Raw genomic sequence first — 15,295 nt, forward strand, 5'->3', positions numbered from 1 at the left:
CGACGATGTCCATAGATGCAAAGGTCGAATCAAATTCGAAGACCTTGGTCGAGGCCGTCGATGGGACTTTGGTCGAATCCGCCTCGTCCTGGTGGCGCCGCCTGGGGCAATCGAACCGCTCGCTGCAGTTCGTCCTCGCCGCGGCGCTGATCCTCGGCGTGAGCATGGTCTTCGTCGGCAGTCTGGTCAGCCAGCAGATCAAGCTCGCCGCAGCGCAGAGCGCGGGCGAAGGCGCAGCCATCTACATGGAGGCCTACCTCGACGAATACGTGCAGGAGCTGGCCTCAGCCAGCGCGTTGAAAGCCGAGAGCGTGCAAGCCATCGATAACCTGATGAAAGACACCTCGCTCAAGCAGCACGTCGTCTCGGTGAAGATCTGGCTGCCCGACGGCCGCAACGTCTACAGCACCAGTAAACGTGCGGCCTTCTACTACTATCCGGCCTCCCCCATCGCCGCCGCCATGCAGGGCAAGGTAGTCACCCGCCTGAGCCCGCTGGATCACGACGAGCACGCCTACGAGCGCAGCTTCAACCGGCCGCTATACGAAACCTATGTGCCGCTGCGCGAGTTCGGCAGCGGGCGGATCATCGCCATCGGCGAGTTCTACGAGATGGAGCACGAGATCGGCAGCATCCACCAGCAGGTCTGGGCCATCATCGCCGCGGCCACCCTGGCCATGCTCCTGCTGCTTTTTCTCATCGTCCGCCGTGGCGACCGCATCATCGACCGCCAGCAGGCGATCCTGCGCCAGCAGATGCGCGAGCAGGAGGCCTTGCACCAGCAGAACGCCGCCCTGCAGCAGCGGGTCAATACCGCCAGCCGCGAGTTCGCCACCATCAACGAGCTGACCCACAGGCGCCTGGGCGCCGACCTGCACGACGGCCCAGCGCAGCTCCTGACCCTGATCCTGCTGCGTCTGGACGAGCTGGCCGAGCTTTGCCAGACCGGGGAAAACGACGCGCTGGAGACCATCCGCAGCGCCGCCCAGGAGAGCCTGCGCGAGATACGCGGCATTTCCCGCGGCCTGGCGCTGCCGGAGATCAACGAGCTGAGCCTGGACGAGCTGCTCAAGCTGGTGGTGCAACGCCATGAGCAGCGCAGCGAAACCAAGGTGCAGCTCGAGCTCGGCGAACTGCCGGCGACGCTGAGCCTGCCCTACAAGATCTGCGTCTATCGCCTGGTGCAGGAGGCGCTGAACAACGCCTTCCACCATGCCGGTGGCCAGGGTCAGTCGGTGCGCGCGGGGTGCCGGCAGGGCGTGCTGGAGGTGCAGGTGGCGGACGCCGGCGCAGGCATCGATCAGGCGCGTCAGGCCGCGACGGGGTCGCACCGCTCGCGTCTCGGGCTGGCGGGTATGCGCTATCGGGTGGAATCGCTGGGCGGGACCTTCGAACTCGAATCGGCCCCCGGGCAAGGCACCCGGGTCAAGGCCAGATTCGATTTGCGCGGCGGCGATAGCCGCCAGTAGCAGTCAATGGATCAGGGCGTGCTAATGCCCACATGCCAGGTCTTGCGGCTTTCCCAGTAACGGCGCACCGCCGCCACCGCCTCGACCCGATTGCGCGCATGCAGCTTCTGCATCACGTTGGTCATGTAGTACTTCACCGTCTTCTCGCTCAAGCCGAGCTTGGCCGCCACCTCGCGATTGGTCAGGCCGCTGGCGACCTCGCGGATGATCTGTTCTTCGCGGTGGGTCAGATCGGGACCGTGCTGTTCGCTGCGATGCTTGCGGAAGTTGCTCAGCAGGCGCGCCGCCAGCGCCGGAGTGATAAAGGTCTCGCCCTTGGCCACGGTACGGATCGCCTGGATCAGCTCCGGCCCGCTGACACCCTTGAGCACATAGCCCTGAGCGCCGCCCTCCAGCGCCGCATAGGCGTCGTCCTCGGACTCCGACACCGTCAGCATCAGCACCTTGACCCTGGGCTGCGCCTTGCTGATGGCGCGCACCGCGGCGAAGGTATCGCCGGGCATGTTGACGTCCATCAGCAGCACGTCCGGCTGACAGCGCGCGGAGATATCCCGCGCCTCGTCGGCACAGCCGCCCTGCTCCACCACTTCGAAGTCCTCCACCCGGTTCAGGGTCGCAGCCACCCCCTGACGCAGCAACGGGTGGTCGTCGACTATGCCTACCTTGATCTTGTCGCTCATCGAATATGCTCCCCTCAAGGTTTATACCCTTGTCGCCCAGGGTGCCTGGCCGAGGCCAGACACCCTGGACTCGCCCCTAGCTCAACCCAGCTGGAAGTCCGCCGAGGTGACCGTGGTGTGGTTGGTGACGCCCACCAGGGTGATGGTGCCGCCATTAGCGCCGTTGATGGTCACCAGGGTGTCGGCACCGGCATCGGCGATACTCACCCGAGCGGCGAAGGTCGCTGCCGTAATCCCCAGCGCGGCGATATTGAGCAGATCCTGGCCACCGGCAGGGTTGGCATCGAAGTCCGTGATCCGGTCATTGCCGAAGTTCGGCCCGAACAGGAAGATATCGTTGCCGGGGCCGCCCACCAGCGTGTCGTTGCCAGCACCGCCGGTCAGCACATCGTTGCCGGCGCCGCCCTGGATCCAGTTGTCCAAGGCATTACCGGTGCCTGCGAAGTTGCCGCTGCCACCGTACATCAGGCGCTCCACATTGGCCGTCAACGTATAACTGGCCAGCGACGTCCACACCGTGTCGTAACCCTCACCGCCCAGCTCGATCACCTGGTCGCCCGAATCGGTCACCTCGTAGGTGTCGCTGCCGGCACCGCCACGCATGATGTCGTTGCCCGTGCCACCGATCAGTACATCGTTGCCAGCCCCACCGACCAGCGTGTCGTTGCCGGCACCGCCACTAAACCTATCGTGACCGGTTCCCCCCTGAAGCCAGTTCTCCAGTCCGTTGCCCGTGCCGGTGAAGTTACTACTGCCACCGTACATCAGGCGCTCCACGTTGGCCGTCAGCGTATAGTTGGCCAGCGACGTCCATACCGTGTCGTAGCCCTCACCACCCAGCTCGATCACCTGATCGCCCGCCTCGGTCACCTCGTAGGTGTCGCTGCCGACACCGCCACGCATGATGTCGTTTCCCGTGCCGCCGATCAGCACATCGTTGCCGAGTCCCCCTACCAGGGTGTCGTTACCGGCACCGCCACTGAGTCGGTCGAGGCCGGATCCGCCCTGGAGCCAGTTATCCAGACCGTTGCCCGTCCCGGTGAAGTTGCCACTGCCACCGTACATCAAGCGTTCCACGTTGGCGGTCAGCGTATAGCTGGCCAACGATGTCCACACCGTGTCGTAGCCTTCACCGCCCTGCTCAATCACCTGATCGCCCGCCTCGGTCACCTCGTAGGTGTCGCTGCCGGCACCGCCATGCATGATGTCGTTGCCCGCGCCGCCGATCAGCACATCGTTGCCAACCCCACCGACCAGGGTATCGTTACCGGCACTCCCACTGAGTCTGTCGTCACCGGCTCCGCCCTGGAGCCAGTTATCCAGACCGTTGCCCGTCCCGGTGAAGTTGCCACTACCACCGTACATCAGGCGCTCCACGTTGACTGGCAGCGTATAGCTGGCCAACGATGTCCATATCGTATCAACGCCCTCACTGCCCAATTCGATCACCTGGTCGCCCGCCTCGGTCACCTCATAGGTGTCATTGCCAATACCACCGCGCATGATGTCATTGCCCGTGCCACCTATCAGCACATCATTACCGACTCCACCCTCCAGCGTATCGTCCCCCCCCATGCCAAGGAGCCTGTCGTCCCCGTCGCTGCCCAGCATGATTTCGCTACCCGCGGTTCCCGTCAGGGTGCCGCCGAACGTCGTCATGACCATGATCCCCGCCAGCACCGCAGTAGCCGCCGACGTCAGCGACTCCAGGGTATTGCCGTTATCGGTGTAGCTGACCACCACCCGGATCTGCTGCCCGGCCTGGGCCACGGTCGGGGTGAAGTTCACCCCGGTGGCGCCGGCGATATTGGCGAAGTTGCCACCCGTGCCGGCCTGCCATTGGTAGGAGAACGCCACGCCGGCGAGACCATCGGCATCGGTAAAGGCATTGATCGCCGTGAGCTCATTGCCCAGCGAAGGCGCCATATTGCTGATCAGCACGCTGCCCACCGGCAGATCGTTCGGATCGCCACCTTGCACGACCAGGCTGGTCGGCGCCGAGAACACGGTTTCCAGCACGCCGTGGGCGTCCTTGTAGATCGCCTTGACGCGCAGGGCCAGGCCCTCGAACTCCGGCCTCACGGTGAAGGTCGGGCCGGTGGCACGGGCGGCCTCGCCGCCGATGTTTTCCGTGACGATATCGGCGAAGGTACCGTCGCCCTCAACATCCACCTGCCAGTAGTAGCTGATCGGGCCGGTGACGGCACCGTTCGGATTGCCGGCGCCGATATTATCGGCGTCGCGCACCAGCGCAGCCGAAACGCTGAGCACCTGGCCGACGCTGGGCGAGCCGTCGCTGATGCGCAGCGCGCCTTCCACCTCGGCGTTGCGTCCCGCCACCAGCACCATGGCCTGATCGTTGAACTGGATGCGCTCGATATTGCGGATCATGTCCGCGCCATCGGCGCCGACCACATCGAGGAAGCCGTCGCCGTCGTTGTCCACGCCATCCAGGCCGACGTGACGGACACCCCACAGGCCATCGCCCCACTCGATCACTTCGTACTCGGACATCAGCCCGGAGTAGACCGCCGTATCGAAGGACTGCCCGAGGTTGTTCGGGTCGACCGTGCCGGACATCAGCTCACGGACGATGACCAGTTGCCCCGGGTTGTAGGTGCCGTTGAGCATCAGCGGGATCATCGGCACCATGCTGTTGAAGGTGGCGATTTCCGGTCCCGTGCCGTCGAGGTTCTGCCGCACGCTGATGCGCACGTTGAGCCACATGTCGCCGTCGATCAGGTCGTCGCCGCCGTTACCGGCGATCAGGTCGCTGCCGTTGCCGCCGAGGATGATATTGCCCGCACCGAAGGAGGTGACCTCACCGGCGGTGGTCAGCGGGTCGGCCAGCTCGTTGATGAACGCCCGCAAGCCGTCGACCATGTCCATGTAGTCGTTGCTCAGCACGCTGCCGTAGGCGCCGGATAGGGCGATGGCCGTGGCGTCACGGTCATCGCCGTTGAGGATGTCGGCATGGTGCGAGCCCGACAGCCCTTCCATGAACTCGAAGCGCGCCAGCACCGATACATCGGACGGTGCCACCGGCGTTTCGTCGAAGGCGCGCAGACGGAAGTCCACGTTGACCCCGAACGGATCGTCGCGGAAACCCGCCCAGTCGAAGCCGGAGCCGCCGACGTAGCGGTCGCCCTCGCCGCCGTTGCCGAACATGATGTCGTCGCCACCCTCGCCGTCCATGCGGTCGATGATGCCGAACTCGCCGATGAATACGTCGTGGCCGATCACGTTGTCCAGGCCGAACTCGTTGAAGTTGTCGCCGCCGTTGCCGTCGGGACCGCCCAGTTCCAGCCAGTCGTTGCCCTCGTTACCGAACTGCGCCTCGTTGCCGCGGGTGCCGAGGATGAAGTCGTCGCCCGGGCCGCCGAACACCTCGGTGGAGTCCTCGCCGGAGATGACGAAGTCCTTGCCATGGCCGGCCATCACCAGGTTGAAGCCATTGCCGGCATGGATCACGTCGTTGCCTTCGCCGGCCCGGATCACATCGTCGCCGCCCATGTCGGTGATGATGTCGTCGCCGGCCCCGCCCATGATCAGGTCGTTGCCGAAGCCGCCTTCCAGACGGTCATTGCCGGCGTCGCCCCACAGGGTGTCGTCGCCGATGCCACCAACCAAGGTGTCATTGCCGTCCGTGCCGCCGAGCACCACGTGCTCACCGCCGTTGTACTGCAGGAAGTTGGGCCCACGCATCACGTCTGGCAGCAACGGGTTGTCGCCTTCCGGATCGGCGCGGCCATCGTCGCCCAGGCCGGTGTACTGTTTGGTTTGGTCCACCTCGAGGATAAAGCCCGGGGTGGAGAAGATATCCCCCGGCAGGTGGGTGGCATTGGTATTGGCCATCACCATGCGCGAGAAGAAGTTGTTCTCCATCTCGGTCAGCATGTTCAGGCCGGCCAGACGCTCCAGGTAGTAGAAGCGGTCGGCATCCTGCAGCGCCTCCATCTGCGTCTCGAAGACGAAGTTGAAGGTGGAGCCGAGCATGCCGCCGAAGGGCATGATCTTTTCGGCCAGGCCGCCGATCCAGAAGTCGATGGCGTTGACCCCGGTAGTGGCTGCAGGCCCATGCAGGAAGGCCATGCGGTCGACACCGGCGCCATCTGCGTCGAATAGCCGTTCCTCGGCGGTTCCCTCATTGATCAACGCCGTGCCGCCGAATACCAGGGCGAAGGCCACCGCCCGTTTCTCGGCCAGGGTATTGACGTCGAGCTCCTGCAAGGCCGCATGCGTACCATAGGCGGCGATAAAGTTGACCAGCGAGGTCTGGTGTTTGAGGTTCATGGCGAAGTCGACCCAGCTGGTGTAGGGCTTCAGCTGGCTATCGCCGGTCATGTTGTAGAACTCCTGACGCGCCGCGTTGAGCGACGGCACCCCGGTCTCCCGGCCGCGGGTCAGGTTGATGGTGGCCAGGTCCAGCGGCAGGCCGAGCAGGTTGTTGCGCAGGGCCTCGGTGACGAACTCGTCGATCTCGTTGCCGAGTTGTCGGGTCATACCACGGACGATGGCACCGGCGGCCTCCTCGGCGCTGACGGTGACGAAGCCACCGTTACCATCGCTGAGCTGGTTGAAGGCCAGCGGGTTTAGGAAGGCCTCGATCAGCCCCAGTTCGCTGGAGACGAAGTTCGGGTCGAAGCGATCCACCGTCTCGGTCAGCATCGAGTGGCCGAAGCGATACACCACGTGGGCGAACTCGGCCATGATCGCCGGGTTGAGGGTGCTGTCGTAGACCTGGGTGGCGTTGAAGAACACGTCCACCTGCGGCTGCACCTTACGCGCGAACTCCTCGAACACCAGGTGCTGGTACTGCATCTCGGTGGCGAAGCGCGCGGCCTGGAACAGCCGCTCGCCGTTCCACACCAGGCCGTCCGGGCTGGTCGGCAGCTCTGTCACCGGCTCCAGCAACCACTGGTTGATGAAGTCGAGGTCGTTGGAGGCCAGCACCACGTCCTTGGTATGCGTTACCACGCGGTTGTGCTCGGCATGGAACACATGGTGGATGGCGGTCAAGCCGATATTCTCGTTGCCGCGACCGTCGCCGGTGATGAAGTGGGCATCGAGTAGCTCGTCGTCGAAGAACAGATTGGACGACACCGGGTTACCCAGATCATCGGTCAGCCCGACCGCACCATCGGCATCGGCGGTCTTCATCGCGCCCGTCTGACCGTTGATCGGGTTGGCGTTATGCGCGATATCGTCGAGGAAGGCGTGATTGGTGCGAATCACGTCATTGGGCACCGCCACGCCACCGGGACCAGCCGGCTCCAATCCTCCTCCAGTAACGAACTGCGGATAGCCGTTGGCACCCGGGATGAACTTGCCGTACTGGTCGGTAGCCAGCAGCGGCACGTTCACCACATCAGCATCGGTCAGGATGATGCCCAGCAGCGCCTGTGCCTGCGCCTTGACCTCGGCCCAGGTCGGCAGGCCGCCGTCGGCGCCGTTGAGCAGGCGCCCGGTGGCCACCGGGCCCTCGTCGGTCATGGCATACTCGCGCAGGAATACCTGGTGCGAGGCATGCGAGGTGTAAGTCTGGTTCTGGTCGACGAACGGCGTGGTCTGGTTGACATGCACATGCACGTCATCGGAGGTGCCGAGCACACCGTCCGTACCGGCCAGCACCGCCTGGTTGGTGGCACGGGTCAGCACCATGAAGTTGGTCGAACCGCCCTCGACATAGAGCGGGTCGTCCGGCTGCAGCGGGATAAACACCGTGCCGTTGCCGCCCTTGTTGACCAGGTCCAGGCCATGGTCGAAGAACTGACCGAACAGGGTGAACCAGGAGTTGAAGCCGGCCGACAGGCCCTCGTCCGGTGCGCTGTTGGGGATAAACAGCGGCATACCCTCCGGAATCGGCTGGCCGTTGAGATCCAGCAGCACCCCGTTGACGTCCAGGGTACCCAGACCGGCATCGACATAGGCCTGCACCGCCGCCGGGTTGGTGATGGTCTGGTCGACGATCAGGTTGGAGATGATCCGCGGATCGGCGTCCACCACGTTCCAGGGCGCGGTGGGATCGGTCGGATCGGTCACATCGGCCGGATCGTAGGCATAGTTGCCGTTGCTGAATTCACCGCCCGGAATGCCCGGCCCATTGAAGTCGATGGTGTCGCCATCGGGATCATTGATGAAGTTCTGCGTCGTCGAGGTCGGGAACGGCTGATCCGCCGCACCGAAGTGCTCCTGCCCAAAGACCAGGTTGTTGTACGAACCATCCACAGTGCGCAGCCCCCAGGGCAGGCGCGAGTTGGGGATGATGTCCATCAGATCCTCGCCGGCGGCATGGCGCTCGGCAATGATGATCTGGTCGAGGATGAACTGCAGATCGGAGCGAATCAGGCGCAGGCCATCGCCCGGGCTGGCCACCTCGCTTTCCACCGGCAACGGGGCCGGCGGCAGCGGCAGTTGACCGCCCGCTACCGGGTCGGTGGCCGCCGAGGCCACCCGTTCCATCACGCCGTTATCGTCCTGGTAGATGGCGATCACGCGGATCGCCAGCCCGTCCAGGTTGGGGCTGACGCGATAGGAAACGCCATCCTGGGTGGACGGCCGCGCCCCGCCTTCTTCGACGATATCCTGGAAGATGCCCGAGCCGGGCACCGCCTCGTACTGCCAGATATAGCTGACCGGCCGGCCAGTGATCAGGCCGCTGGCATTGTCCTCGTCGCCGACGCCGGCGGCGGAGACCCGCAGCAGCTGGCCCACAGCCGGTGCATCGACGGGGTCGCCATTGACGTCGAGAATCTGCAGCGCGCCGGTGGGCGAGAAATTGCCGCCCTGTTCGGTGCCCGGCACTTCCTCGACGAACTGACCGCCGACCAGCACCAGCGCGCTGTCGGCGAACTGGATGCGCTCGATATTGAGCAGGCGGTCGCTGCCCTCGTCGCCGACGTTGTCGGTGACTATGGTCATACCGGCCAGCGTGGTCACCGTGTAGTTCTCACGCGGCCCGGCATACAGCGCGGTATCGAAGCTATCGGCGCTGTCGAGTATCTCGCGCACGATCATCAACTGCCCCGGGTTGTAAACGCCGTCGAGCATCAGCGTGATCATGTCCTTCATGCTGTTGAAGGAATCGATTTCCGGGCCGGTCGGATTGCCGTTGGCATCCACTCCGGCACGCACGCTGATGCGCACGTTGAGCCAGCGGTCGCCGTCGATCAGGTCGTCGCCGCCACGGCCTTCCAGCACGTCGCTGCCGCCGCCGCCGAGGATGATATTGCCGCTACCGAAGGAAGTCTGCGGCGCACCGAAGAACTCGGTGAGCATCTGCTGCAGGTTGGTGATACGGGCGATGCCCTCGGCAGTCAGCACGCTGCCCTGGGCACCGGCCTGGGCGATCAGCGCCGCGTCGGCGTTGTCGCCGCGCAGGATATCGCCGAAGGCCGAGCCGGACAGACCTTCTACCTCGGCGAAGCGGTCGAGGATACCGGCATTGGATGGCGCCACCGGCGGCTCGACGAAGTCGTCGACGATCAGGTCGACCTTCACCCCGACCCGATCGTCCTTGTACACCGCCCAGTCGAAGCCGGAGTTGCCGTCGAAGTGGTCGGCGCCTTCGGAGCCGACCATGATGTCGTCGCCGCCCTCGCCTATCACCTCGTCGAAGCCGGGGCCGCCGATGAACACGTCATGGCCGTTCACGGTATCGGTGGAGAACGGCTCCAGGTTGTCGCCGGGCGCACCGTCCTGGGTGCCGATCTCGATCCAGTCGTCGCCCTCGTTGCCCATGGTCTGCAGGTTGCCCTTAGCACCGAGGATGAAGTCGTTGCCGGTGCCGGCGAAGACCTCCGAGACGTCCTCGCCGGTGATGATGAAGTCGTTGCCATGGCCGCCGAGGATCAGGTTGAAGCCGTTGCCGCCGTGGATCACATCGTTGCCGTCGCCCCCCTTGAGCACATCGTCGCCGCCCTTGTCGGTGATGATGTCGTCGCCAGCGCCGCCTTCGATCACGTCGTTGCCGTCGCCGCCTTCCAGGCGGTCGTTGCCGCCGTCGCCCCACAGGGTGTCGTCGCCCAGGCTGCTGACCATGATGTCGTCGCCGGCGGTGCCGCCGAGCACCACGTGCTCGTCACCGGTGTAGCGCAGGTAGTTGGTATCGCCCCCCAGAGTCTCCGGGTTGTCGCGGATCACCAGCGGGATCAGCGGGCTGTCGCCAAGCGGGTCGGCACTGCCGAGGCCCTCGTTGAACTGCGCACCCTGATTCACCTCGAGAATCAGCCCCGGGGTGGAGAAGATATCCGCCGGCAGGTGCACCGCATCGGTATGGCGCATCACCAGTTTGGCGAACGAGTTGTTCTCCATCTCGGTGAGGAAGTTGAGGCCGTCCAGACGGGCCAGGTAGTAGAAGCGGTCGCCGTTCTGCAGCGCCTCCATCTGCGTCTCGAAGACGAAGTTGAAGCTGGAGCCGAGCATGCCGCCGAAGGGCATGATCTGCTCGGCCAGGCCACCGATCCAGAAGTCGATGTCGTTGACCCCGGTGCTGGCTGCCGGCCCGTTGAGGAAAGCCATGCGTTCATCGTCGGAAATCGCCCCGCCGCCGAACACGATATCCATGGCCGCAGCGCGCTTGGCCGCCAACGAGGTTACCCCGGTGATGCTGATATGGGTGCCATAAGCGGCGATGAAGTTGATCAGCGATTCCGGGTGTTTCAGGTGCAGGGCGAAGTCCAGCCAGCTGGTGTAGGGGCGCAGCTGGCTATCGCCGGTCATGGCATAGAACTCGGCACGCGCCTCGTTCAGCGACGGCACGCCGGTGTCGCGACCGCGGGCGATATTGATCGCCGCCAGGTCCAGCGGCAGACCGAGCAGGTTGCTGCGCAGGGCGCTGGTGACGAACTCGTCGATCTCGTTGCCCAGTTGCCGGGTCAGGCCGCGAACGATGGCACCGGCGGCCTCCTCGGGCGACAACGTGCCGTTGTCGTTGAACGCCAGCGGGTTGAGGAAGGCCTCGATCAGCCCCATGCTGCTGTCGTTCTGGAAGCTCGGGTCGAGCCGGTCGACCGTCTCGGTCAGCATCGAGTGGCCGAAGCGGTACACGGTGTGAGCGAACTCGGCCATGATCGCCGGGTTGATGGTGGCGTCGTAACCGTTGGGGATGAGGAACTCGTCCACCAGCGGCTGCACCTTGCGCGCGAATTCCTCGAACACCAGGTGCTGGTACTGCATCTCGGTGCCGAACTTGGCGGCCTGGAACAGGCGTTCGCCGTTCCATACCAGGGTCGACAGATCGGCCGGAATCGCGCCGACCGGCTGCAGCAGCCACTGATTGAGGAAGGCGATATCGCCGTCGGCGGCAGCCTGCAGGGCCACGTCCTTGGTGTGTTCGACCAGGCGGTTGTGCTCGGCGTGGAACACATGGTGCACGGCGGTCAGGCCGATGTTCTCGTTGACCCGGCCGTCGCCGGCCATGAAGTGGGCGTCGAGCAGTTCGTCGTCATAGGTACCGGCCAGGCCATCGTTGACCCCGGCCACGCCATCGGCATCGGCCACCAACGGCGCGCCGGTCTGGCTGTTGAAGGGGTTGGCCGAGTGGGCGATGTCGTCGAGGAAGCCGTGACCGGTGCTCAGCGCCAGGGAGGCATCCACCGGTGCGGCCAGGCTGGCCTCGACCAGGCCGCCGGCGGTAACCAGTTGCGGCATGCCGTTGGCGCCCGGGATGAAGTTGCCGTACTGGTCGGTGGCCAGCAGCGGCACCCGGCCGACGTCGAAATCGTCCAGCTCGATACCCAGCACGTCGCGGGCCTGAGCCTTGAGCACGCCCCAGGTAGCCATGCCGCCCAGTTCCACGTCGTCCTCGGTACCGAAGATGCCGTCTGCCCCCAGGTCGCGGTTGGTCAGCAGCTTGCCGGTGGCCATGGGTTGGCCGTCCACCAGCACATAGGCGCGCAGGAACACCTGATGCGAAGCGTGCGAGCTGTAGGTCTGGTTCTGGTCGACGAACGGAGTGGTCTGGTTGACGTGCACGCGGTTGCCGTCCGCGTCCACCTCGACGCTGGCGCGGGTAATGACCATGAAGTTGGTCTGTGGCGTGGCCGGGTTGTACAGCGGGTCGTCCGGCTGCAGCGGAATGAAGATAAAGCCGTTGCCGCCCTTGTTGACCAGGTCCAGACCATGGTCGAAGAACTGGCCGAAGAAGGTGAACCAGGTGTTGAAGCCGGCGGACAGACCTTCGTCCGGCGCGGTATTGGGGATAAACAGCGACTGGCCGGCGGGAATCGCCAAGCCGTCGAGATCCAGCAGGGTGCCGACCGGATAGGGGTTGCCACCCGGGTCCAACTGACTGCCGTCAGCGAGTACACCGAGACCGGCCTGGACGTAGACTGCCACCGCCGCCGGGTTGCTGATGGTCTGGTCAACGATCAGGTTGGAGATGATCCGCGGGTCGGCATCGGCCACGTTGCCGGTAGCGCCGTAATCGGTATTGGTCACCTCTCCGCCCGGCGCACCGCCGTTCATGTCGAAGGTGTCGCCGTCCTGGTCATTACGGAACTGCTGATCCAGCAGCAGGAGGAACTCCTGGTCGGCGGCGCCCCAGAAGGTACGGCCCTCCACCAGGTTGTTGTAGCTGCCATCCACGGTGCGCAGGCCCCAGGGTACCTGGGAGTTGGGCAGCAGCTCGTCCAGGCTCTGCCCGGCGGCATGTGCTTCGGCGATGAGAATCTGCTGAAGGATGAACTCGAGATCGGACTTGATGAAATTGGCCATTTCCTTCCACCTCTGATGCCCAGCAGTTGAAATCGCAAATTCACAGCCAAAGAACCCCCGGCGCAGACACAACTCACCCTCTCCAGGCGCGCGTCACGCATTCGTCAGAGTGTTCCCGGGATAGAGGCCAAACGCCGCCGCGCCGACATGCTGGGATCGTCGGCGTCCAATCGGTATTTGGTATGTCCCTATGCTGAAGCCGGCTCGAAGCCTGGCGTCAGAAATCAGGCAGAAGGAGGCCCGTGAAATTGCGGGTCGGCGAAGTGCCCTAGCGGAGACGCCTCAGGCGTCTGGTCAAGCAAGACTCTAGTCATGGTCTTCTCGGTATTGCTGCTGGTCTGGTGGGAACCGTGACGGTTTCTTGGCCTTTTCCAGCAATTACACGGTTAGACTTAAGTCCCAGCCCTTAGCCTTGTCAAGATACCGTCGGTCATCTCATCAAAATGCGGCGTTGCGCCATAAATCTTTACTGCATAAAGATTTTCTCTAAGAAACAAAATGAAACATGGGAAAAATAAGCCGCCAAACCGCCTTGCGCCCCGACGAAAGTCCCATCTATACCTAGGGGGCGACATTCGAGGAGACGGGAAAATGTCTCCCAGCAGGCGCACCGGCCCGCAGAGCGCCGGAACGCCGTCACTCCCCATGCAGGACGCTCAGCGAACATGCAGTGCCGGAGGGTTCTATGAACGCCCCGCAGTCCCCGCGTTCCGAGCTGGCCGAGGTGTTGTTTCGCCTGCGCCGTACCTTCTATGCCCTGGCCGCCTTCAGCGGGGTGATCAACCTGCTGATGCTGACCCCGGCCGTTTATATGCTGCAGGTCTACGACCGCGCCCTGGTCAGCAGCAACGTCACCACCCTGCTCATGCTCACCCTGCTGGTGGTCGGCCTCTATGTGCTGATGGCGCTGCTGGAGGTGGTGCGCTCCAGCGTGCTGATCCGCGTCGGCAACCGCCTCGACATGATGCTCAACAAGCGCATCTTCGGCGCCGCCTTCGAGCGCAACCTGCGCCGCGCCGGCGGCAACCCGGCGCAGGCCCTGCAGGATCTGTCGCAGGTGCGCCAGTTCCTCACCGGCAACGGCCTGTTCGCCTTCTTCGACGCACCCTGGACACCGATCTACCTGCTGGTGATCTACCTGGTGCATCCGCTGCTCGGCCTGATCACCCTGATCGGTTCGCTGCTGCTGGTGGCCCTGGCCTGGCTCACCGAGGTCAGCACGCGCAAGCCGCTGGCCGAGGCCAACCAGGCTTCGCTGGTGTCCGGCAGCTTCGCCAACAACAACCTGCGCAACGCCGAGGTGATCGAGGCCATGGGCATGCTGCCGGCGATCCGCCAGCGCTGGTTCGGCAACCACCTGAAGATCCTCGAACTGCAGACCCTGGCCTCCGACCGCGCCGCCTACATCAACGGCGCCACCCGTTTCGTGCGCGTCACCCTGCAGTCGCTGATCCTCGGCACCGGCGCGCTGCTGGCGATCCAGGGCAAGATCACCCCGGGGATGATGATCGCCTGCTCGATCCTCTCCGGCCGCGCCCTGGCGCCGGTGGAACAGGTGATCTCGGCCTGGAAGCAGCTGCTCTCCAGCCGCGCCGCCTGGGCCAGGCTGTCCGACCTGCTGGCCGACTTTCCCGCGCACAAGCCGTCCATGCCGCTGCCCAAGCCGCTGGGCATGCTTCAGGTGGAAAACGCCTTCGCCAGCGCGCCGGGCTCGCCCACGCCGATCCTGCGCGGTATCAGCTTCAACCTGTCGCCCGGCGAGGCGCTGGGCATCATCGGCCCCTCGGCCTCCGGCAAGTCCACCCTGGCGCGCCTGCTGGTCGGCGTATGGCCGGCGCAAGGCGGCAAGGTACGCCTGGACGGCGCCGACCTCTACCAGTGGAACAAGGCCGAGCTGGGGCCCTGGCTCGGCTACCTGCCGCAGGACGTCGAGCTGTTCGAAGGCAGCGTCGCCGAGAACATCGCCCGCTTCGGCGAGATCGACAGCGACGCGGTAATCCTCGCCGCCAAGCAGGCCGGCGTGCACGACATGATCCTGCACCTGCCGCAGGGCTACGACACCCGCCTCAGCGCCGACGGCGGCTCGCTGTCCGGCGGGCAGAAGCAACGCATCGGCCTGGCCCGCGCACTGTACGGCGAGCCGTCGCTGATCGTCCTCGACGAACCCAACGCCAGCCTCGACGACGTCGGCGAAGCGGCGCTGCTGCAGGCGCTGGTCGACCTCAAGCAACGCGGCAAGACCCTGGTGCTGATCTCCCACCGCCCCACCGTACTGAACATGGTGGACAAGGTGCTGGTGCTGCGCGAAGGCGCGGTGCAGATGTTCGGCACCCGCGACGAGGTGTTCGCCGCCCTGCGCCAGGCCAACGTGATCCCCACCGGCAAAGGGGCGCCGACCCTGGCCTCGGTGCGGGGCAAGGAGTGACATGC

The 15,295-nt window shown here is 64.8% G+C and carries 4 protein-coding genes; 2 read left to right on the forward strand and 2 right to left on the reverse strand.

Annotated elements, in window-relative coordinates; genetic code table 11:
- The first annotated feature begins 5 nt into the window (after positions 1 to 5).
- Positions 6 to 1,469 carry a sensor histidine kinase gene (locus AC1G9C_RS14805; protein WP_480407973.1) on the forward strand — a complete coding sequence of 488 codons (1,464 nt, stop codon included), beginning with the start codon at positions 6 to 8 and terminating at the stop codon, positions 1,467 to 1,469.
- An 11-nt stretch (positions 1,470 to 1,480) separates the two neighbouring features.
- On the opposite strand, the gene AC1G9C_RS14810 is transcribed toward AC1G9C_RS14805, so the two are convergent.
- A complete protein-coding gene (locus AC1G9C_RS14810; protein ID WP_457787488.1) occupies positions 1,481 to 2,149 on the reverse strand; it encodes a response regulator in 669 nt (222 codons plus the stop codon).
- A gap of 81 nt (positions 2,150 to 2,230) precedes the next feature.
- Entirely contained in the window at positions 2,231 to 12,865 is a 10,635-nt protein-coding gene (locus tag AC1G9C_RS14815) for a peroxidase family protein (protein ID WP_480407974.1), read from the reverse strand.
- A 685-nt stretch (positions 12,866 to 13,550) separates the two neighbouring features.
- Between AC1G9C_RS14815 and AC1G9C_RS14820 the strand changes: the two genes are divergently transcribed.
- Positions 13,551 to 15,290 (forward strand): type I secretion system permease/ATPase, encoded by a 1,740-nt coding sequence (locus AC1G9C_RS14820; protein WP_397496913.1) that lies wholly within the window; start codon positions 13,551 to 13,553, stop codon positions 15,288 to 15,290.
- Positions 15,291 to 15,295: the final 5 nt, after the last annotated feature.

The organism is Pseudomonas sp. ABa2 (assembly GCF_056676075.1).

Excerpts from the sequence above, each read along its gene's own strand:
- AC1G9C_RS14820 (WP_397496913.1), top strand. The coding sequence starts at position 13,551 with ATGAACGCCCCGCAGTCCCCGCGTTCCGAGCTGGCCGAGGTGTTGTTT.
- AC1G9C_RS14815 (WP_480407974.1), bottom strand. The coding sequence starts at position 12,865 with ATGGCCAATTTCATCAAGTCCGATCTCGAGTTCATCCTTCAGCAGATT.
- AC1G9C_RS14805 (WP_480407973.1), top strand. The coding sequence starts at position 6 with ATGTCCATAGATGCAAAGGTCGAATCAAATTCGAAGACCTTGGTCGAG.
- AC1G9C_RS14810 (WP_457787488.1), bottom strand. The coding sequence starts at position 2,149 with ATGAGCGACAAGATCAAGGTAGGCATAGTCGACGACCACCCGTTGCTG.